The following is a 19,560-nucleotide window of genomic DNA, read 5'->3' as shown; positions in this document are numbered from 1 at the left end:
AAACTTCCGTTATGGAATTTACCGCGTCCTTTTTGCGTGTCCTAGGAAGAACTAGAGCTGATTAGCCAGCGTTCAAAACACCGTAGTCCGTGACGGGCTCACGGAAAATCTCTTCGCCGTCCTGGGTCACGGTTACCGCATTCGGAGTGACGGTATACGTGTAGCCACCATTTTTCGCGACAGCACGGTTCCCGGAGAAACTATCTACTGTGTACGCATCCGGGGTATCCGAAATCTCACCGAAGTCACCAATGTAATGGCGCTGCTGGCGGTTATTGGAGTTCTCACAAATCACGGCCTTACCCGAAGAAGTCTCCGCCAACACACGCGCGTAATACCCACCCGAGCAGCGAGCGGTACTGCCAACCCAACCTTTGGCATCGATATCATCGCGATTCATACCGAACGCGCGAAGACCAAAATTTCCCCGCTGCGTAGTGGTAGGAGCGCTGCTCTCCGGCTGCTTCGTCGTTTCCGGCTCGACGGTCTGGGTATAGGTTTCCGTGTACGTCTCCACCGGCGCCGGGGACGCAGTGCTTGACGACGAGTCCCCTGCCGCAACCGTATCGGGAGACTGCGGGGAATTATCGGAGGAATTATTCAGGTAGTACGCGCCACCGATACCGGCGACCGCTGCAAGTGCGACACCGACGATGCCCAAAACCACGTACAGACCGTTGTTGCTCTTCTGCTCAGGTACCGGAGCCTGCTGATAAGCCGGATACTGCTGGGGTGAACCTCCCTGGTTCGGCCCCTGCGACTGGTACTGGTACTGAGGCTGGTACTCGTCTTGAGCCCCACCCTGCGGCTGCTCCCAGGCAGATGTTGCATAACCGTCCTGCTCCCAATCCTGCGGGGAGGACGAACGCGGGTTGTACTGGTCGGTCATCGCTAAATTCCTTATTACTTCAGAGCCACACTTGTGCTCGGCCAATAACGTGGTGGCTTGCGACTTCGCCCACAGCGGAACTTGCCACTACGTATTTTCCATTAACACTATGCGTTGCCCAGCGTACCCTGCTAGAAGCTAGCACTAGCTCAGAGTGGCACTTTGTTCTTGAAGAAATTGACGTAGTTCCGATCGGAGATCTTTCCCAGCATAAACTCTGGCTCCAACCCGAACATCGACCAACGAGTCTTCGTTGACCAGGCCAGCGACTGCGGTGTTGTGGTGCGGTGGTAGCTGATCTGGTAACCGTCAGTGTGCACTCGAATCTGCGTGTATCCACCCGGATAGCCAAGTGCAGCACCCCGCTCACAGAAGTCCGTATCCCCATAGTCAGCAATACCACGACGGCTACGGTGCGTATGACCAGCGAACACACCTTTGGCGCCCGGCGTGGCAGCCAGGATCTCCTGGAAAATCTTGGCCTGTTGAGCCTCGACCATGAATGCCTCACCACCGAAATGCGAACGCACCGCATCCTGAGTAAACGGGTGGTGCGCAAACAAAATTGTCGGACGCTCTGGATCCTCTGCAAGTTCAGCACGCAATGCACGCATCTGGCGCTCATTAATACGCCCACCTGCATAACCAAACTCGGCGGTATCAACACCGATGAGACGCACTTCGCCGACGCGAGTCGACCAGTGCTGCTGCGTCGGCACAAGACGCTGGCTGAAGTAATCCGGAACCGCGGTCTTGCCCTTGCGGATTCCGCGTCCCCGGAAACCATTGATATTGGGCAGTCCGGGCGGGTGCACATCGTGATTACCACGGGTGACAAACCAGTTTTTCCCAAACTCACCGAAAGTATCCAAAACCCTGATGAGCTCGTCATACTCCTCAGGGCGGTTGCTATCCGTGCAATCGCCATTGACGACGAGAGTGTCTAACCCGGCAGCCTTTACCGTGTCCACCAGTCCCTGCAATTGCATAGAGGCGAAAGGCTGCTCTCCTGGATCAGAGGAAAGACCGAGGTTGCCAATGCGAATGCCGTCGTGATTGGGCTTACCAATGTGTGTGTCATTCGTCAGCGCGAACGTCGCCAAATGTGCACCCGCCAACGCTGGCAGAGTACTTACGACGCCTGTCTTCTCCGGCGCCGTCTTGCTTATGGTGATATTCAGCGATGGGACCGCGCGGCAGTTGTGGGACCAGCACTCAAAGCGGTACTCCCGTCCCGGCTCCAACCCGTCAATGACCACATGGTGGTAGCCCGACTCTGAGTACCCCTCGTGCACGAGCTCTAGCTGCGTTGAATCCGCTGGAGCAAGCAGCACCCGCTCATCCGAAGGAACGGTCGGTTTAATAAAGCCATACGCTGTCTGCACTCCCGGAGCATATGTTGCCCATGTAAATGCCACTGACGTATCTGTAACAGTAATGACCTCCAAGTCGCTAGCCAGTACCTGCCACGACTTGGAATCCGACTGGGTAAGCCCCAGCCCCGACGTGACGTACTCCAGGCCGTACGCTCCCGAGGTTTTCGCGACGGCCATTGAACTTGCAGCAAGAGTTGCAACAGAGAGGTAGGCCCGGCGGGAAATGCTCATGGCCAATAAGCCTAGAACCTAAAGATGAAAAATAGATGAACTCTTCCTCTAATCTCAGAAAAATAGGAGCACAACAACAAAAGACACACGACTACAACAGCGCAAAATAAAACACCGCCCTACCAGGTCATGGAAGGACGGTGTTTTAAGAAATGGGGCTTGAGCATCTCAAGTGAACTTTTACCGGCTCACCAGTATGTAGATTGCTCTGAAGCTGTAATTACTTCAGTTCCTTGGAGGACAGCCCCAGGGTGCGGCGAGCAACAACCAGCTGCTGAATCTGCTGGGTTCCCTCGAAGATATCCAGGATCTTGACGTCGCGGGACCACTTCTCCAGCAGGTTACGCTCGGAGTAACCGAAGGTGCCTGCCAGCTGAACGGCACGCAAGCAGATCTCAGTGCCTGCGCGGCCGGCCTTGGCCTTACACTCAGAAGCCTCCAGGGTGTTCGGCTGCTTGTTGTCAGCCATCCACGCAGCGCGCAGAGCCAGGAGGTACGCAGCCTCCCAATCGGACTCCAGCTTCAGGTACTCAGCTGCAGCAGCGCTCTGGGTGTGTGCCGGTGCATCGTAGTCAATCTCGATGCCAGCCTCTTCCAGAATGCGACGCAGCTCTTCCAGCGAAGCACGGGAGACACCGATGGCCATACCGGCAACCAGCGGAAGAGTGTTGTCGAAGGTCGCCATTGCGCCGGCGAAGGACTTCTTAACGTCAATGTCCGGGGAACCCAGCAGATTCTCCTTCGGGACGCGGACGTTGTCCAGGCGGAGCACTGCAGTATCCGAGGAACGAATACCCAGCTTCTCTTCCAGGCGCTCCACGGTGAAGCCCGGGGTGCCCTTCTTCACCAGGAAGGACTTGATGGCAGCGCGGCCCTTGGACTTGTCCAGGGTCGCCCACACAACGACGGAATCGGAACGCTCACCAGCAGTAACGAAGATCTTCTCACCGTTGATGACGTACTCGTCACCATCGAGCTTGGCAGTGGTGGAAACAGCGGAGGAGTCAGAACCGAAGGACGGCTCGGTAATTGCCATGGAAGCCCAGGTCTTACCGAAAGCCTCCAGCTGCTCATCAGTAGCAACAGCTGCGATAGCTGCGTTACCCAGACCCTGGTACGGCAGGGACAGGGTCAGACCCACGTCACCCCAGCAAGTCTCAATAACGTTGAGCAGCGAAGCCATGTTGCCACCGTTTTTCACACCGGTACGCTTCTTTTTCTTGTCATCGCCACGTCCACCGGAAGCACCGGAGAAGCCACGGCCACCATCTGCCATGCCGTCCATCATGGAGGCAAGGGTGTCGAGTTCCTTCGGGTACTCGTGCTCAGCGAGATCGTACTTACGGGAAATCGGTCGGAAGATCTCAGCGGCGGCCTGATGCGACTGGGACGCGCCCGCCTTGAGGAACTTCGGCAGTTCGAGGTTAATCATTTTCTTTCCTCTTAATTCTTTTCGGCTGAAGTATCTAGCGGTTTACAGAACGACGATGCCTTCGGCGACACCAATTGCGCGGAGGTCACGGTACCAACGCTCAACCGGGTGCTCCTTGGTGAAGCCGTGTCCACCGAGCAGCTGCACACCGTCGGAACCAATCTTCATACCCTTTTCCGTGGCGAAGGTCTTAGCCAGAGCTGCCTCGCGAGCGAAGCCGCGGCCCTGGTCAGCGCGGGAAGCACCGCGGAGGGTGATCATACGGAGACCATCGAGCTCAATCTTGATATCGGCGACCATGAAGGCCACTGCCTGGCGGTGGGAAATCGGCTCGCCGAATGCCTGACGCTCGTTGACGTAAGGAATGACGTAGTCGAGAACTGCCTGAGAAGTACCCATTGCAAGCGCAGCCCAGCCGAGGCGGGAACGACGCAGAATGTCGAGGTATGCCTCTTCACGATCCTCAGCAGAGGTGCTAGCACCGCCGAGAATGTTCTCAGCCGGAACCTTGACATCCTTCAGGATGACACGGCCCATTGCGGCACCGCGCAGACCCATGGACGGGTCAGCCTCAACGTGGAGGCCCTCAGTGTCGGACTCAACGATAACCAGAGCTGGCTTACCCTCGAGCTCAACACCGATGATGAACAGCTCAGCTGCGCCGGCGTTCGGAACGAAGGACTTAACACCGTTGAGTACCAGCGAATCGCCCTCGCGCTTCGCGGTGGTTTCAGGCTTGCGCGCGTCGAAAAGCGGACGCGGCTCTGCGAGAACAACAGCGGCAGCCGGGACGTTCTCGCCAGCGAATGCCGGCAGGTAGGTCTTCTGCTGCGAGTCGGAGCCGTGAGCGGTCAGGGTGGCAGCGACACCGGCCGGAGCCAGCACAGCCAGAGCCAGACCCATGTCTCCGTAAGACAGAGCCTCTGCGACCAGCGCGTTGGTGGTGACGTCCTCACCTGTAGCGATGCCCTCGAAAGCCTCCGGAACGTTGATCATGGTGACGCCCAGCTCAGAAGCCTCAGAGACGAGGTTCTCCGGCGGAGTTGCCTCGTGGTCGGACTTGTAAGCAGCCTCGCGCAGACGAGACTCAGCGAACTCCTTCACCGTCTCGACGATCATCTGCTGATCCTCGGTCGGGGTGAGGTCGAAGAGCTTCTTTGCCTTCTCCTCGGCTGCGGCCTCCTGTGCAGCCTGGGCTTCCTCAGCCGGACGCTCCGGCTTACCGGAACCGGAAATCTTCTTAAACTGACGATTCGCGGCACCAAGGGTCTTAAAACCGGACTTGGTGGACTGGTACACCACGCGGTCGATCTTTGGCTGAAGGTCGTACTTCTGGGCGAAGTCCGAACCAGTAATCGACGTGATGAACCGCATTGCCGCTCCGATAGCGTCGCGACCAGGGTTATTGCGGCCGACAGTCGAATCTTCGCGGTTCTTCTTCTCGCTCATGTGATCATGGCCTTTCGAGTCAGAACTATTACTGGCATAACAATAAATGAATCACGTGACCGTTGTCACAGGAATTGAAAAAACATTGCCAAGTAACAGAAAACTTTCAGGTTTCTAACTTGTCAGGCGATAACACGGTTAACAACGTAGTTGCGATCAGCGAGCTCACCAAGCAGCGCCTCGGGCTCGAAGCCGTACATCGCCCAACGGGCACGCGCAGTCCACGCAAGCGCATCTTCACTGCTCAAACGATGGAAATTAACCTGGTAACCACCGGAATAGACATGCAGCAGCGTGTAGCCACCGGGGTATGCCTTGCACGCGCCGGTCTCCAAATAATCAACGCCGGCACCAAAATCACCGCGAGTACGCTTTGCACGGTGGGTGTGACCTGCTCCCGCGAAGAATACACCCGAAGCGTCGTTAAGCAGCTGCTGCAAACGTCGTGCATCAGCGCTATTGAGAATGAATATGGGGCCGGCAGCATTTGTCCAGCCAGCCTCAGAAGTAATTGGGTGATGAGCCAGCACAACCGTCGGCTTGTTGGGGTCGCGCTGTAGTTCTTGCTCTAGTGCATCGAACTGTCCCGGGCTAATCTCGCCACCGGACTGATCCAATTTCGACGAATCCAGACCGATGACGCGGACCGGCCCCTGCTGAGTGACCCACAGTTCTTGTCGCGGACGCCCCAGTAGGACTCCGAAGGGATCGCGATGATCTTCGGTGCCCTCCAAAACCGGGAATTCGTCGTAGCCAGCAGACGGATCGGCATCTGGCTTATGCGGACGATCGTGATTTCCGCGGGTGACAAACCACTGCTGCCCCTGAGCGCCAAAAGTATTCATAATCTCGGCAAATCGACGTACCTCCACCGGACGTGCCTCCGACGTGGCATCACCGTTGATGAAAACCCTTTCAATACCCATCCCCCGAAGCTCAGCGAGGGCAGCCGTCAACATGACCTCGGGGTACGGTGCGGCACCGGCTTCAGGGAAAATAGGTGCAGGCAAATTGCCGACAACAATACCGTGCCCGTTTTCGCCGATATGCGTGTCGTTGAGGATGGCAATCGTGGTCAGATACTCCCCCTCCGGAGCGACCAACGTCGTGAACCGTCCAGTTTGTTCAGGCGTATCGGGGAGGTTTCGGGTAATTAATCCCGGCTCGGCGACCAGCCCATTCGATCGACATTCGAAACGGTACGTGGTTCCAGGCCGCAGCTTATCGACGGTCACAAAGTGGTAGCCAACCTGCGCCTCGTCCTTATACACCACGGGCAGCTCGCCGCCCTCATCAGCGTCGACTGGCACTAGCGCAACTTCAGTATCGGCCGGTGCCAGTGGAGCCAGCTTCCCCCACGCTGGATGTGGGCCTGCATACGTCGCCCACGAAAATGTCACTGACGTATCGGTCACGGTCACGACTTCCAGATCCGTCACCACGAGGCCACTGGTCAAACCTGTTAATGGAAACGGCGCCTGGTTCGGAGCCGCCGATGCAACTGCTCGCGTCCCGACGCTATTGACGGCCACCGCTACCGCTCCCGCTGCTGCTCCCAAGCGCAATACGGATCGCCGATTAATTTTCTTATTCCCATTTACCGAAGTCATGGGTGAAGAAATTACGGGATAAAGATAATCCCGGTGATAACACCGGGATAACTACACATGAATTCGCCGACCAGCCGTAATTTTCCGGCTGACCACTACTTGAATAACTTCATGCTAAAAAGAAGCGTCGCTTACGCTTCCGGCTTCACAATCGGGAACAGCACGGTTTCGCGAATACCGAGACCGGTCAAGGCCATCAGCAGGCGGTCAATGCCCATACCCACACCGGTCGTCGGCGGCATGCCCTGTTCCATTGCGTGCAGGAAGTCCTCGTCTAGAACCATGGCCTCGTCGTCGCCACCGGCGGCCAGTCGCGCCTGGTCCTCGAAGCGCTCACGCTGGACAACCGGGTCAACCAGCTCGGAGTAGCCGGTAGCCAGCTCGAAGCCACGGACGTAAAGATCCCACTTCTCGGTCACGCCCGGCTTGGAGCGGTGCTGACGAGTCAGCGGAGAGGTCTCGACCGGGAAGTCGCGGACGAAAATAGGACCGTCGAGCTGATCTTCACAGAGCAGCTCCCAGATTTCCTCGACCAGCTTGCCGTGGCCCCAGCCGCCCTTCTCCGGAACCTCAAGTCCAATCACGTCGGCGATTGCTTTTAGCTCCTCGACGGTCGAGTCGATGGTGACTTCCGGCTGACCAGGGAACTTGCGAGCAAGTGCCTCGTTCAGCGACGGGTACATCTCAATCTGCTTCCACTCGCCGCCGAAGTCGAACTCCGTGCCGTCGGCAAGCGTAACGGTCGTCGAACCGAAGACCGCGACGCAGATTTCCTGAATGACCTCGCGGACGGTGCGGGCGGAGTCATCGTAGGTGCCGAAGGCCTCGTAGTACTCCAGCATCGCGAACTCCGGGCTGTGCGAGGAGTCGATGCCCTCGTTACGGAAGTTACGGTTAATCTCAAAGACTCGCTCCATACCGCCGACGACGCAGCGCTTGAGGAAAAGCTCCGGCGCGATACGCAGGTAGAGATCAATGTCCAAAGCGTTGGAATGAGTCACGAATGGACGTGCAGCTGCACCGCCGTGCAGAGTCTGCAACATCGGGGTTTCGACCTCGAGGAAACCGCGACGTTCAAGGGCGTGGCGCAGCTCGCGGATGACCTTGATGCGAGTCAGTGCGTTAGTACGAGCCTGCTCACGCATAATCAGGTCCGTGTAACGGTGACGCACACGGCTGTCCTCGGACAGATCAGCGAACGACACCGGCAATGGACGCAGAGCCTTCGAGGCCATCTGCCACTTGGTAGCCATTACGGACAACTCGCCGCGGCGCGAAGAAATTACGCGGCCAGTAATGAGGACGAAGTCGCCCATATCTACGTCCGACTTCCAAGCAGCCAGGGCGTCCTCGCCGACCTCAGCCTTGGAAAGCATGGCCTGCAGGGTCGTGCCGTCGCCCTCCTGCAGAGCGGCAAAGCAGAGCTTGCCGGTATTACGGATAAACATGACACGACCAATGACGGTCACGACATCCTGAGTCTCCTCGCCGGCCTCGAGGTGGCCCCACTCTTCGCGGACATCCTTGAGAGAGTGCGTACGGGGAACCTCGACCGGGTACGGCTGAATTCCAGCCTCGAGCAGGCGGTCACGCTTCTCGCGTCGAATGCGCAGCTGCTCAGGAACGGTGGCGGTGTTTTCAGGGGTCTTCTTCGCGTCAGTCACGGCTATAAAGGTTAGCCGACTACACCGCCGACCTGCTACTCGCCCGGCTCTTTGCGAAATACTCAGCGCACTACTCCCCCGCCTGCCGCCAACCTCGACGAATATCCTCCACAATTCGAGGATGAGCCAGTGTCGACGGTTCCAATTGTTGCGGACCGTTATCAGCACCGAACACAGCCGCAGCCCGAGCCACGTCAGGAGTGAGGAATTTCAGCGGCGGGGCGCCGTCGTAAAGCTCGAGCGTAGGAGGCTCAGGCTCGGCCTGCGCGAGTACAAACCCCCAGTCCCCGAAGGTGGGAACATGCACATGGTACGGAGTGGTCGACCAGCCTGCGGCACGAATCGAGCTGTCGGTGCGCCAGAAGGCCTGCGGCGTCGAAAATGGCGAACCCGACTGCACCACCAGCTTCGCGCCCGGCGCGGCCACCGTACGGATTAACCCGTAAAACTCCTGAGAGTAAAGCTTGGCTAACACTGCGTTGTCGGGATCGGGAAGATCTGCGTAGATGGCGTCGAATTTTTGCGTCTGGGTCTTGCCACGTGCCTGATCGTGGAGCCATGCGAAAGCATCCGCAGTAACCTTCTCCACTCGGGGATTGTCCAGGCTGCCGCCGTTATCTTCCCGCAGCACAGTGCGGGCGACCTCGATGACGTCCGGATCCAGATCGACCTGAACAATGCGCTCGATGTTGGGCATCCGCAGCAGCTCCCGGGCAGCCAGCCCATCTCCCCCGCCGAGAATCAATGCCGACTTCGTGTCTTTATCCACCGCCGGGTAGACCAGCGACTCGGTGTAGCGGTACTCGTCACGACTGGAGTACTGCAGTCCCCCGTCGAGATAAAGCCGCCGGTCCCCGCCAAATCGGGTGACGACGATGTCCTGGTACTTCGAGTGCTTGGCAAAAACAATGGGTTGGGCGTAGAGCGACTGCCGGGCGGTCGCCTCGATGTCCCGGATTCCGGCCAGCAACGCAACCAACCCAACCAGCGCCGCGACGAGGGCGGCGACAGCTGTGACAAGTGCCCGGCGGGACAACATCTGCTTCAGTAGCAGCGCGGCAATTACCAATGCCGCGGTGACGTTGATCAGTCCGGCGATGGCAGTGGCCTTCAGCATTCCCACTGTAGGCAGGAGCACAAACGGCCAGATTAAACCGCCGACCAAGGCTCCGAAGTAGTCCGCGGCGTTGAGATTCGCCAGCACGCGACCGGTGTCCTCTGCGGAGGACGTCCGACCGGTCTGCAGAAGTGTCATGAGTAACGGCACCTCGGCGCCAACCAGCGTTCCGATTATGAAAGTGGCAGCGACCAATGCTCCTAGGCTCTCACCTGTAACCGAAAATACCCAGTACAGGGCGGTTGCGGACACACCGCCGAGCAAACCCAAAGCACACTCGATACCGAGGAAAGACACCGCGGCACGGCGCACAAACGGTTTCGCCACGACGGCGCCAAAACCCAGCGCTGCGACATAACCGGCCACAATCAGGGAATTCGCAACGACGTCACCGCGGCCAAGAGAAGCCGACAGCGCCAGTAGCGCCAGCTCATAGACCAGGCCGCAGGCAGCGCAGGCCGCCACAGAGCCCAGCAGGAGAGCCCGCCAACGCCGGGAAGTCGTGGTGGTCTCCATCTATGACAGCGCCACCGCGTTAATCACACCGATAACGATGAAGGCGGTCGCAGCCAACGCCGCTCGGGGGCGTACTTTCGCGTCCATCACGACATCACGGAAGCGCCCCGGAATCAGGGCTTCCAGCACCAGCAGCGATGCTGCCTGCAGCACAATGCCGAGGGCACCGTAGACGAGGGTCTCCCCCAGGCCAATCATCAGGGCGTCGTCGGATGCGCGGATTACCGAAACGACAATGCAGGCCAGCGCAATCTGCTGTGAGCCCGCTATCATCGCGGCGCCCGCACGGTTTTCGAGAAACACCAGGTCGCGCAGTTTCCCAGGGGTAATCAGATCAAGGACAATGAATCCGACTACAAGCACTAGGGCACCCGCAAGGAAGTAACCGATGGTGGCCGGTACTCCGACGGCCAGATGCTCGCCCACTGTTGACTGCGCTGTCTCTGATGTCTCCGACTGCGCCGTGAGGATAGCCGTCCCGGTGGTGGCCATGTACGTTACTGGTCCCATGTTTATTTCGCTCCTCCGAATGATCCGGCCGATCCACCCGAACCGCCGGAGGGGGCGGAGGGACCGAAACCGGGGCCGAGATAGATGAAGTGCCCACCCGAATAGCGGCCACTAAGTGATTCTCTGGTTATCAGGCACGTGTCCTTCGACCCTGCCTCAGGGGTCTGACGCGAAACGATGAACAGGTGCTTCTTCGTCCTCAGGTACGCCGCCCCGCCATCTTCGTTGTAGGCCTGTGGCTTGATCTCTTCTTTCAGCTCACGCCCCACCTCAATGGGGTCGCGGTCGCCACAGGTCCAACGTCGATCAATTCCGCTGCTGACCTGCGTCGCAGATGCTGCGCCGGGCGCGGACTGATAGCGCTCGCTAATCCTCTCTTCCGCAGATTTCCCGCCGACGAAGAAACCAGCCAGCGTGACCATAATGCCGACAACGATCAGTGCGTAACCAATACTTCCGCGTCCCATAGACTCAGGAACCTCCCTTTACGCGGTCTGCCTCAGCCCCATGGTTACCAGCAACGGCAGTCCAAGTATTCGACGTCCACACGAGCTGCCCCGGCGGGTAGCCGTGCCACGTATCCCAGCGATACCCCTGCTCAATCGGCTCCGCAGACAACACAGTCAGCGCGCCGGGAGAACCGGGAAACTCTGCGACGACCGAATGGGGATGTCCCGCTCCGAACTCACGCCGTAAAGCATTTGCGCGCTGAGCGAAGGCTTCTGGCGAGAGGTTCTCCACACGAGCTTTCACCATCACGCCCGCCCCGCTCAGAGGCACACCGTGTGTCGCAGTACAGGAAATCTCCTCGGTAAAGCACGGGTTCTCCCGCTTACCGACGAAAACCACATGCGACGCTCCGAGGACACCGAGCGTCAGCGACGGTGTTTTGCCGTCGGGGTGTGAGATAACCGCCTCGCAGAGGGTGTCCGGGACTTGGCCGTCAAAAGCAACGCGGAGTTGCTCCGCAGCGGTGTCTTTGAACGGCACATCTAGAATTGCCAGCGACATAGTGACCGTCACTAGCGATTGTCCGTGTCCGGATTATGGTCCGGCGCTGCCATAACATCAATCTCACCGGGAAGAATCCTAATACCGGTGGATGCCTCCCACATCGAGTCACCGTAGCGTTCCAGTCCGAGCAAGCGACCGTCACCGGACTTGTAGTCGACGAAGTCCGTAGCCCCCTCGGGCGGCAGCCCAGTGGTGCCAATCGCGGTGTAGCGGGCGGTCCCCCGCTCTTCCTCCCAGTACTCCACACCGTCGACAACGATGGGATTAGCTGGTTTGAAGCTACCTGGAAGCTTGCGCCACCAGGTGAGGATGACTTCACCCTCATCTTCCTCAACGCCGAACCAAGAACCATCTGCCCCACCGTCGACGAGATGTTCCCACCAGCGGAACGGTCCCTGAGAGAGCTCAAGTGATCCGCGCACAACATGAGAGGCACCACCGTAGTTCAGGATTGCGCCCGGTGCGACAGAGGTTGGGCCGTACTTGCGGTACTCATCAGTCATCAGTGGATCGACGAAGCGCTCCCGATCAGACCCCGGAACCTGAGTATTCCGACGCGCTACAACAACGACGATGACCCCGATGACAACGAGGATGATGCCGATTATGACAATGCTGTTCACTAGGATTAATCCCATCGATAGTGTGGTGGCGCTGAGAAAACGCCCGATTACTAACTTTCTACCGAATACAGTCGCGGCGCGTCGTCGAACATTATTTTCGTTCGAGACGCGCCGCGATAGGTCTACGCGCTAATCCGCGCGTTTTTGCTTAGCTCCTTGCCAAGGGCAACCTACACACCAATCTTCTTGCCATCAGTGCGTACAACCTGGACGACTGCCGGGCGTGGCTGCTCCTTGCCACCGTCCGGCCAGTGCGAGGTCGGGTTGGTGGTCGGGTCCGGGTTGTCGCCGACCGGGTGGCCCTGATCCGTTTCAATCTCGCCCGGGTGCTGGACGTTGACCATCACGCAGTTGGAGAAGATTTGCGGACCACAGGTCTCAGCAGCAACCGGAACAGTCAGGAAGCACTTGGTCTCACCACGACGCTCGCCTTCGACAGCAACGGCGAACAGGCCGTCGTTGGAGTCCAGGGCGTTGCCGTCTGTGGAAACCCACAGGTTGCCGTACTCGTCGAAGGTGACGTTGTCCGGGCAGGAAATTGGCGAGACCGATTCCTTGTCGAAGCCACCGAAGTAGGTGTAAGCCTCGTTCGGGTCACCGCAGACCAGCAGAAGGTTCCACTTGCCCTTGGTACCAGCGTGGTCATCTTCCATCTCCAGAACAAGGCCATTCTTGTTCTCGGTGATTGGTGCAACCTCAGTCGCACCCTCATAGGGGCGCCCTGCGCCATCAGTCTTCTTGGCGGCCTTGTTGTCCTGGGTCTTGCCAGAGCTATCCGGGCTCGCCTTACCGCGGTACTTGTTGTTGGTCAGCGCCGCGTAGACCTTACCGGTCTTCGGGGACGGCTCGATATCCTCCGGGCGATCCATGCGAGTCGCACCGACCTTGTCACCGGCGATGCGGGTGTAGATGCAGACCTCTTCGGCGGTCATGCCATCAACGTGGGACTCGTGCTTGCCGTCTGCCTTGGCGGTCATCAGCGGAAGCCACTCAATGTCACCGTCGAAACGGCCGTCCTTCGGCAGCTCACCGGAGCCGTCAATCTCGGACTCGGAATTACCGTTGAACTTACCGACGTAGAGCGTGCCCTCGGACAGAATGCCCATGTTGTGCTTGAGGTCGCCTTCCTTAACCTTGCGGGAAGAGACGAACTTGTAGATGTACTCGAAACGCTCGTCGTCGCCGGAGTAGCACACAACCGTGCCGTCGTCGGTGACGTAAATCTGACCGGCTTCATGCTTGAAACGACCCAGTGCGGTGTGCTTGACCGGGGTGGAGTTCGGGTCAGATGGGTCAATCTCCACCAGCCAGAAGAAGCGGTTCGGCTCATTCGGCTCCTTGGAGACATCGAAGCGGTCGTAGTACTTCTCCCACGCGCGATCGGACAGCTCTTCATTCTTGACCGAGTAGCGCTTGAGCTTCTTAACTGTGTCCTCGTCCTTGAGCTTGCCAACGTTGCCGAAGTACTGGTCGACGTTCTCCTCGCCGGACAGGTAGGTACCCCACGGAGTAACACCACCGGAGCAGTTGTTCAAAGTTCCCTCGACCTTCATACCGCTCGGGTCAGCCTTGGTCTTCAGCAGATCGTGACCAGCAGCCGGACCGTCAACTGTGAACTCGGTGAAGCCAGTGATACGACGGTTACGCTTGTCGCTCAGGATCGGCTTCAGGAATCCCTTGTCATCCTCTTCCACAGCAAGGATGGTCTGCCCGTGGGCAGCCAGTCCGATGTCGACCTGCTCCTTAGTGGCATCTTCCTTCTTGTAGGCACGGAACATCATCGGCTCAGTGGTGTACTCGTGCGAGCAGACGTACAGCAGTGTGCCGTCTTCAGCCTTAATCAGGCCAGCGAAGTCATTGTTGAAGCCGAACTGCTTCAGCTGGTTTTCCGGAGTCTGCTTGTCAAAGTCGAACTCCGGGCCACCTTCGTGGATTGGGTCGCCCCAGCGAATCAGAACATTCTGCTCGTAGCCGTCCGGGATAACGACTGCGTCTTCCGTGTTCGGCTTAACGGCGTCGAAACGCATACCCTCCGGCGATTCGCCCTTGCTACCGTCACCGGCAGCAGTGGTACCGGAGGCATCGGAGCCACCTGCGGCACTGCCCGAATCATCAGAGGAGCAAGCGGCCAGCACGGCGCCACCGCCGACCGCAAGAGCACTAGCACCAGTGACCTTCAGTGCAGCACGACGGGAGAATGCGCGCTGGGAGAATGCCTGCTTCGCAACATCACCGAAGTACTGGTTGTCAGAGAACTCATTCGGAGCATCGTCAGCACAAGCATTACCACACTTGTAAGTGCAGGTCAGGGAGCTGCGAGAGGTAGCAAACGGATTTGTCAGCAGATTCTTGCCAATACGAACCACGGGGGACACCGCCTTTGTATAGCTTCGACTAGATGAGGAAATGGAAAACTAAAACTTTTAGATCCTCTAAGAAGCTAAGGACGTTGCGTTACCTTTCGGTTTCTAAAGATCAACTCGCCAATGAGCTTTAGCTGACGGTCTAATGGCTTACAATTTAACGCAAAGTAAACACCCTGGTGTGTGGTTTTCCCGCTCGGCTTTCCCTCCAACTACGCAGTCGAGACCCAGCTCTGCGGGCTGCGTGGACTAGCCCTGGTTCTCAGGACTACGCGGATTCTTCAAATCAGAGCCTTCCGGCACATCCGCCGGGTCAGTGCCGCTTTCTAGAATCCTGTTATTCTCATCGACGAAAATGACATTCGGCTTGTACGTACGCGCCTCAGCGTCATCCATCATGCCGTAGCCGATGATAATAACCAGGTCACCCGGCGAAATCAGACGAGCGGCGGCACCATTGATGGAAATGATGCCCGAGCCGCGCTCTCCGGTAATGCAGTAAGTGGTAAGCCGGTTGCCATTATTGATATCGACAATGTCGACGGCCTCGCCTTCAAGCAGGTCGGCCGCTTCCATCAAATCAGCGTCAATCGTGCACGATCCAACGTAGTGAAGATCAGCCTGAGTCACCGTGGCACGGTGAATCTTGGACTTCAACATAGTGCGAAACATGAAAAAGGTAGGTCCCTTCCTGGATTCGTCCCCTGGATGCTTGCCTACCGCGGCACCCCTTAGCGTGGCAGGTTGTTAGTCGGCACACTATAATACGACAACTTCCCAGCCACGAAAAACTACTTCGAAAAGCCGTCCTACTCGCTGTCCTGCTCAACGCCAAAGCCGGCGTTCTTCAGGTTTTCTTTGCTGGACTCATCTTTCAGGCGGGCATCTCGAGCAGCGCGGACCTTTTCCTGCAGCTCAGCCAACTCAGCGGCCTCTTGCTCAGTCAGCTCGCCGTCCAGACCCGCAGCCGACAGGGCCGCTGACGCAATTTCGGCGTCCTTCTGCCCGAGCTGACCGAAACCGTTTGCCGAATCCGGGCGCGGCGCACCCAGAATCAAGCCAACATTATCAATGAGACGAGTAGTGCCGACCTTCGCAGCAACCAGTAGGCGAGCTTCAGTCTCCTGGCCGTCGCCGCGCAACGCCTCGTCGGAAAGCGGGGCGAGCGCAGCGTCACGCAGCTCCAAGTAATCCAACTCGACCTCAGGCTGGCTGGCGAGCACACCACGCGCGGTTTCCAGCACAGCATCCGCACCACGGTCCGCGACAAAAGCACCGGCAGTCAGCGCAGCGGACAGGGTTACTGCGAGATTGCGCTGCTCCTCGGAGAGGTAGCGGTTGCGGGAGCTCATAGCCAGCCCATCGGCCTCGCGGATCACTGGCACACCGTGCAGCTGCACCGGCATATTCAGGTCAGTGACCATCTGCTGCATCAGGCACAGCTGCTGGTAGTCCTTCTCACCAAAAACAGCATCAGTGCAGTTGGTGATGTTGAAAAGCTTGTTAACCACTGTCAACGCGCCGGCGAAATGCCCCGGGCGAGTAGCGCCTTCAAGCTCCGACGCCAGCGGACCCGGCTGCACGGTCGTACGGAAACCGTTGGGGTACATCTCCTTCGCGTTCGGAGCAAAGACCAGCTCAGCACCTACAGCGCGGAGCTTCTCCACGTCTTCCTCCAGAGTGCGCGGGTAGGCGTCAAAGTCCTCCCCCTCACCGAACTGCAGCGGATTGACAAAAATCGACACCACCACAACCGCGCGCGGCAGCGTCTTCGCGGCCTGTACTAGTTCAAGGTGCCCCTGGTGCAGCGCACCCATCGTAGGTACAAGCACCACCGGCCGCCCGGTCTTCCGCAACGCACGGGTGACCTGCGCGATTCCCGCAATAGTCTTGTGAACAGTTGTCTCTCCGGCGGTATAACCCGTCATGTTTCCTCCGCGTTCAGATCTACCGGACCAAGCTTTTCGTCCGACGGCAATACCTTACGCCACATCCCGGATGACCAGAACAGCCAGTCCGCTCAGGTCATCGGCGTAGGTACCGCAAAACCTCGTTGGCGCCGCGCAGCTCGGCGATGCGCTCGGCGAGGGCCAGGTAGGCGGTTCCCATTTCCGGCGCCACCGCTTCAATTTCACGTTCGTGCTTGACGACGGTCCCCAAGTCGTCCCGCGTCACCGGGCCAGTCAGCCCCCGGGAACCCCACCTCAAGGCATTGTCCAATGAAGCTTCCAGCAGTGGGCGGAGCAGCTCGGCGGCTTGGCCTCGACGCAGCTCAGCTATGTCGGTGTCTTCGGCTGCTGCATCTCCGCCGATAGTGGTTGCCAGCATTTCTACTGCATCGACCACAACTGCGCCCAGACCGTTTGAGCCGTGTGCCATGGCCGCGTGATAGAGGCCGCGGTGCCGTTCGTTGATGAACACCGGACGACCGCCGAGTTCACCAATGAGCAGTTCACTGACTGTTTTCGCGAGCTCATCCCCGACCGTGATACCCCATGGGCAACCGGTCAGGAGCTCGGAGTCGTCGTCAAGCCCTGCGAATGTCATTGCGGGATGGGCGGCGATGGTCAGCGCGCCGGTGAGCGCGACCGGATCGAGCACGGCACGCCCGAGGGAACCAGAAGTATGCATGACGATGCGCCCGGGACCAACGTGGCGGGCGACTTCCTCGGCGACCTCTGCGATGGCGCGATCCGGCACAGCGATGACGATGAGCTCGCAGGTGGAAGCTGTGTCGGCAATGCTGCTGACCTGTGCGTTCGGGAGACGTAGATGCGCTCGTGTGACAGATTCTGGTGAGCGCGCGACCACGTGAGTGACACGATGTCCACAGCGCTCTAACGCCTGGCCGAGCGCAACCCCGACTTTTCCGGCAGAAATAATCCCCACCGTCAACCGCGGAGCGGTTGTCCGATGGGGATGGGAATCATGCTGGCTTTGCGTCATGACTGACTAGGTTAGACCAAACCAGCTATGTGCGGTGAGTAGGTCGCGCACACTCGGTAAGCGACTAGGCTTCTTCGTCCTCGCGCTGCTCCCTCTTCTTGCGCATCTGCGCCATCAGCTCGGCAACCGTCAGGCTGCCCTTGTTGTCCTCAGCACGGCGCCGACCGTGGCTTGCAGGCTCCTGTTCAGGAGCCTGAGCTGGCTCTTTTGCGAGGTCCTCATCGCGAATGGTCTGCAGCTGGCGAGTCGGAGAGTCCGAGGCGGCGTCCGATTCCGGCGCAGCGAATGGGTGCCGTGCACCGTGTGCCTCGTGCGCACCGCCCTGAGAATCTTCCTCTGCGGCGTCCTCGGCCGGGGTTTCCTGCCAGTTGATGGCGCGGAAAGAGTTAGTGGAGAACTTCTCCTTGGAAACGGTTTCGTCATCCTTGGAGTCGGCGACTTCGGGGACGTCAACCGGCTGACCAGACGGCGAGAATGTACGGCGCATGTCGGTGGCCTCGGCATCTTCAACCGGCGAAGCGGAGCCAGTGCCACCGTGCTGGGTATGAGCACCGACAGTGCCGTTGGCGGTCATTTCAGCACGGTGGGAAGTCGCGCGTGGTGTCGGCCGGTCGTGGCCTGTCGGGTTCTTCATTGGCGAAGCCTGCTGCGGCGAGTCAAGCTCACGCAGACGCTCGGCCTGAGCGCGAAGAGCAACCTGCTCGTCGTCGAAATCCTCACCCATGAACTCAGCAAGCTGGGCGCGCAGTGCAAAGACCTCAGCGCGCAGCGCCGCAATGTTGTCATCGTTGTTGCCCTCAAGCGAATCCAAGTAGTTCTGCTCGAGAATCAGTTCCTGCTCACGGTGAGTGGCCAGCTCGCGGTCAAGCTCCACCTTGTGCAGCTCCTCGATTGTCTCCAACCGCTTGCGCTCCAGCGCAATAGTCTTGCGGTATCGAGTCACCAGCACAGCCCCGATAACTGCCGACCACAACGCCAGCAGCACGGCAACCTTCATCCAGCCGGCAGAGCTGGCAAAGAGCATGACGATACTGGCAATCACCGCGAGCACCAGCAGCACAACCATGAGAATGACGGCGGTTTTCTCCGTCATACCATCGGTAGAACTAAATTTCGTCACATCATTGCTCTGCTCATCTGCATATGCCGCATCAGCCCCGGAATTAGCTCCAGCGGAGTAGCTTTCGAAGGCTGAAGAAGGCGACGGGGACGGAGACTCAGCCATATCCGACGAAGTAGCTGCCGCGTCGCTCTGAAAATATGCGGCATCACCCGAGCGCTTCGGGTCATTACCGGCGTTGGAGAGGTCAGTCATAACTCCCACCCTACCGAGTTAGTTCCCATTTCCCCGCTAGGAGGCGAAGAATTTTCGCCATCAGTTGGCAATTGGCAAACTTTTTCCAGCCACAACCCCGCCGCAGCGAGCAAAATGCCAGATACTGTGCCGACAATCATGATCGGTCCATCGGCCTGTGCGGCCGCAAGTTCCGTCCACTTCGGCAAGGCCCACAGCACGCCACCGGCGTACAGTCCTCCGAGAATCGCACCCAACCACGCGGATGCCGTACCGACCACCAGCCATCGCGACAACGTTAACGGCTGCACCTGACTGCGATCCTGCCCGACCTTCGCCTCTTTCAGTACCGACTTAATCCACCGCGCTGCCGCCACACAGACTGCTGTGAGCAACCAGGGAAACCCCAGGTCCCACCAACTTCGCGGCCCGAGCGCACCGAAAAACTGTGCCAGAATCATCCATGACGCCAGCGCGAGAACCAGCGCAGATGCTGCCAACGTAATTGGTGAGGTCGGTTTCATCT

Annotated in this window: 16 protein-coding genes and 1 pseudogene; all 17 read right to left on the bottom strand. The window is 58.8% G+C overall.

Going from position 1 to position 19,560, the window contains the following annotated elements:
- Nucleotides 1-61: 61 nt before the first annotated feature.
- The 17 genes and pseudogenes from HMPREF3011_RS00675 to HMPREF3011_RS00595 all read right to left on the bottom strand — a co-directional run bounded on the left by HMPREF3011_RS00675 (nucleotide 62) and on the right by HMPREF3011_RS00595 (nucleotide 19,558).
- A complete protein-coding gene (locus HMPREF3011_RS00675; RefSeq protein ID WP_038626626.1) occupies nucleotides 62-889 on the bottom strand; it encodes a hypothetical protein in 828 nt (275 codons plus the stop codon).
- 149 nt (nucleotides 890-1,038) lie between these two features.
- Nucleotides 1,039-2,496: a purple acid phosphatase family protein gene (locus tag HMPREF3011_RS00670; RefSeq protein ID WP_038626628.1), complete on the bottom strand. Its 1,458-nt coding sequence runs from the start codon at nucleotides 2,494-2,496 to the stop codon at nucleotides 1,039-1,041.
- A 220-nt stretch (nucleotides 2,497-2,716) separates the two neighbouring features.
- Nucleotides 2,717-3,928 carry an acyl-CoA dehydrogenase family protein gene (locus HMPREF3011_RS00665; protein ID WP_070840975.1) on the bottom strand — a complete coding sequence of 404 codons (1,212 nt, stop codon included), beginning with the start codon at nucleotides 3,926-3,928 and terminating at the stop codon, nucleotides 2,717-2,719.
- A gap of 42 nt (nucleotides 3,929-3,970) precedes the next feature.
- Nucleotides 3,971-5,377 (bottom strand): acyl-CoA dehydrogenase family protein, encoded by a 1,407-nt coding sequence (locus HMPREF3011_RS00660; protein WP_038626632.1) that lies wholly within the window; start codon nucleotides 5,375-5,377, stop codon nucleotides 3,971-3,973.
- 122 nt (nucleotides 5,378-5,499) lie between these two features.
- Nucleotides 5,500-6,987, bottom strand: a complete 1,488-nt coding sequence (locus tag HMPREF3011_RS00655; RefSeq protein ID WP_038626634.1) for a metallophosphoesterase family protein — start codon at nucleotides 6,985-6,987, stop codon at nucleotides 5,500-5,502.
- Nucleotides 6,988-7,118: 131 nt separating this feature from the next.
- Complete coding sequence (gene lysS / locus HMPREF3011_RS00650) at nucleotides 7,119-8,651, bottom strand: lysine--tRNA ligase (protein WP_038626637.1); 1,533 nt, start codon at nucleotides 8,649-8,651, stop codon at nucleotides 7,119-7,121.
- A gap of 70 nt (nucleotides 8,652-8,721) precedes the next feature.
- Nucleotides 8,722-10,284 carry a polyamine aminopropyltransferase gene (locus HMPREF3011_RS00645; protein ID WP_038626639.1) on the bottom strand — a complete coding sequence of 521 codons (1,563 nt, stop codon included), beginning with the start codon at nucleotides 10,282-10,284 and terminating at the stop codon, nucleotides 8,722-8,724.
- Nucleotides 10,285-10,794, bottom strand: a complete 510-nt coding sequence (locus HMPREF3011_RS00640) for a DUF350 domain-containing protein (protein ID WP_080972847.1) — start codon at nucleotides 10,792-10,794, stop codon at nucleotides 10,285-10,287.
- 2 nt (nucleotides 10,795-10,796) lie between these two features.
- On the bottom strand, nucleotides 10,797-11,261 hold the full coding sequence (locus HMPREF3011_RS00635) for a DUF4247 domain-containing protein (protein ID WP_049181136.1): 465 nt from the start codon (nucleotides 11,259-11,261) through the stop codon (nucleotides 10,797-10,799).
- Nucleotides 11,262-11,265: 4 nt separating this feature from the next.
- Entirely contained in the window at nucleotides 11,266-11,805 is a 540-nt protein-coding gene (locus HMPREF3011_RS00630; RefSeq protein ID WP_141745472.1) for a DUF2617 family protein, read from the bottom strand.
- An 11-nt stretch (nucleotides 11,806-11,816) separates the two neighbouring features.
- The gene (locus HMPREF3011_RS00625; protein WP_038626641.1) at nucleotides 11,817-12,446 is read right to left on the bottom strand and encodes a DUF4178 domain-containing protein; all 630 of its coding nucleotides are present in this window, start codon (nucleotides 12,444-12,446) and stop codon (nucleotides 11,817-11,819) included.
- Nucleotides 12,447-12,601: 155 nt separating this feature from the next.
- Nucleotides 12,602-14,797 (bottom strand): PhoX family protein, encoded by a 2,196-nt coding sequence (locus HMPREF3011_RS00620; protein ID WP_070840974.1) that lies wholly within the window; start codon nucleotides 14,795-14,797, stop codon nucleotides 12,602-12,604.
- 246 nt (nucleotides 14,798-15,043) lie between these two features.
- Nucleotides 15,044-15,466 (bottom strand): aspartate 1-decarboxylase, encoded by a 423-nt coding sequence (gene panD / locus HMPREF3011_RS00615; RefSeq protein WP_038626645.1) that lies wholly within the window; start codon nucleotides 15,464-15,466, stop codon nucleotides 15,044-15,046.
- Between the two features lie 314 nt (nucleotides 15,467-15,780).
- Nucleotides 15,781-16,722 (bottom strand): annotated as a pseudogene (panC, locus tag HMPREF3011_RS00610) (pantoate--beta-alanine ligase); the annotation flags it as partial.
- A 97-nt stretch (nucleotides 16,723-16,819) separates the two neighbouring features.
- Complete coding sequence (locus HMPREF3011_RS00605) at nucleotides 16,820-17,740, bottom strand: Rossmann-like and DUF2520 domain-containing protein (RefSeq protein WP_038626649.1); 921 nt, start codon at nucleotides 17,738-17,740, stop codon at nucleotides 16,820-16,822.
- Between the two features lie 64 nt (nucleotides 17,741-17,804).
- On the bottom strand, nucleotides 17,805-19,055 hold the full coding sequence (locus HMPREF3011_RS00600; RefSeq protein WP_038626651.1) for a DUF6779 domain-containing protein: 1,251 nt from the start codon (nucleotides 19,053-19,055) through the stop codon (nucleotides 17,805-17,807).
- Entirely contained in the window at nucleotides 19,052-19,558 is a 507-nt protein-coding gene (locus HMPREF3011_RS00595) for a DUF3180 domain-containing protein (protein ID WP_038626653.1), read from the bottom strand. The genes HMPREF3011_RS00600 and HMPREF3011_RS00595 overlap by 4 nt, the downstream gene beginning before the upstream one ends.
- Between the last annotated feature and the right edge of the window lie 2 nt (nucleotides 19,559-19,560).

This window comes from Corynebacterium sp. HMSC074C04, assembly GCF_001838295.1.
GTDB classification, from domain to species: Bacteria; Actinomycetota; Actinomycetes; order Mycobacteriales; family Mycobacteriaceae; genus Corynebacterium; species Corynebacterium amycolatum.
This window is presented reverse-complemented; position numbering and strand designations above follow the sequence as displayed.

What these genes read in the sequence shown, in the direction of transcription:
- HMPREF3011_RS00640 (WP_080972847.1), bottom strand. Translation starts at nt 10,794, where the DNA reads ATGGGACCAGTAACGTACATGGCCACCACCGGGACGGCTATCCTCACG.
- HMPREF3011_RS00595 (WP_038626653.1), bottom strand. Translation starts at nt 19,558, where the DNA reads ATGAAACCGACCTCACCAATTACGTTGGCAGCATCTGCGCTGGTTCTC.
- HMPREF3011_RS00665 (WP_070840975.1), bottom strand. Translation starts at nt 3,928, where the DNA reads ATGATTAACCTCGAACTGCCGAAGTTCCTCAAGGCGGGCGCGTCCCAG.
- HMPREF3011_RS00630 (WP_141745472.1), bottom strand. Translation starts at nt 11,805, where the DNA reads ATGTCGCTGGCAATTCTAGATGTGCCGTTCAAAGACACCGCTGCGGAG.
- HMPREF3011_RS00645 (WP_038626639.1), bottom strand. Translation starts at nt 10,284, where the DNA reads ATGGAGACCACCACGACTTCCCGGCGTTGGCGGGCTCTCCTGCTGGGC.
- HMPREF3011_RS00625 (WP_038626641.1), bottom strand. Translation starts at nt 12,446, where the DNA reads ATGGGATTAATCCTAGTGAACAGCATTGTCATAATCGGCATCATCCTC.
- HMPREF3011_RS00635 (WP_049181136.1), bottom strand. Translation starts at nt 11,261, where the DNA reads ATGGGACGCGGAAGTATTGGTTACGCACTGATCGTTGTCGGCATTATG.
- HMPREF3011_RS00655 (WP_038626634.1), bottom strand. Translation starts at nt 6,987, where the DNA reads ATGACTTCGGTAAATGGGAATAAGAAAATTAATCGGCGATCCGTATTG.
- HMPREF3011_RS00605 (WP_038626649.1), bottom strand. Translation starts at nt 17,740, where the DNA reads ATGACGCAAAGCCAGCATGATTCCCATCCCCATCGGACAACCGCTCCG.
- HMPREF3011_RS00600 (WP_038626651.1), bottom strand. Translation starts at nt 19,055, where the DNA reads ATGACTGACCTCTCCAACGCCGGTAATGACCCGAAGCGCTCGGGTGAT.
- HMPREF3011_RS00675 (WP_038626626.1), bottom strand. Translation starts at nt 889, where the DNA reads ATGACCGACCAGTACAACCCGCGTTCGTCCTCCCCGCAGGATTGGGAG.
- HMPREF3011_RS00660 (WP_038626632.1), bottom strand. Translation starts at nt 5,377, where the DNA reads ATGAGCGAGAAGAAGAACCGCGAAGATTCGACTGTCGGCCGCAATAAC.
- HMPREF3011_RS00670 (WP_038626628.1), bottom strand. Translation starts at nt 2,496, where the DNA reads ATGAGCATTTCCCGCCGGGCCTACCTCTCTGTTGCAACTCTTGCTGCA.
- panD (WP_038626645.1), bottom strand. Translation starts at nt 15,466, where the DNA reads ATGTTTCGCACTATGTTGAAGTCCAAGATTCACCGTGCCACGGTGACT.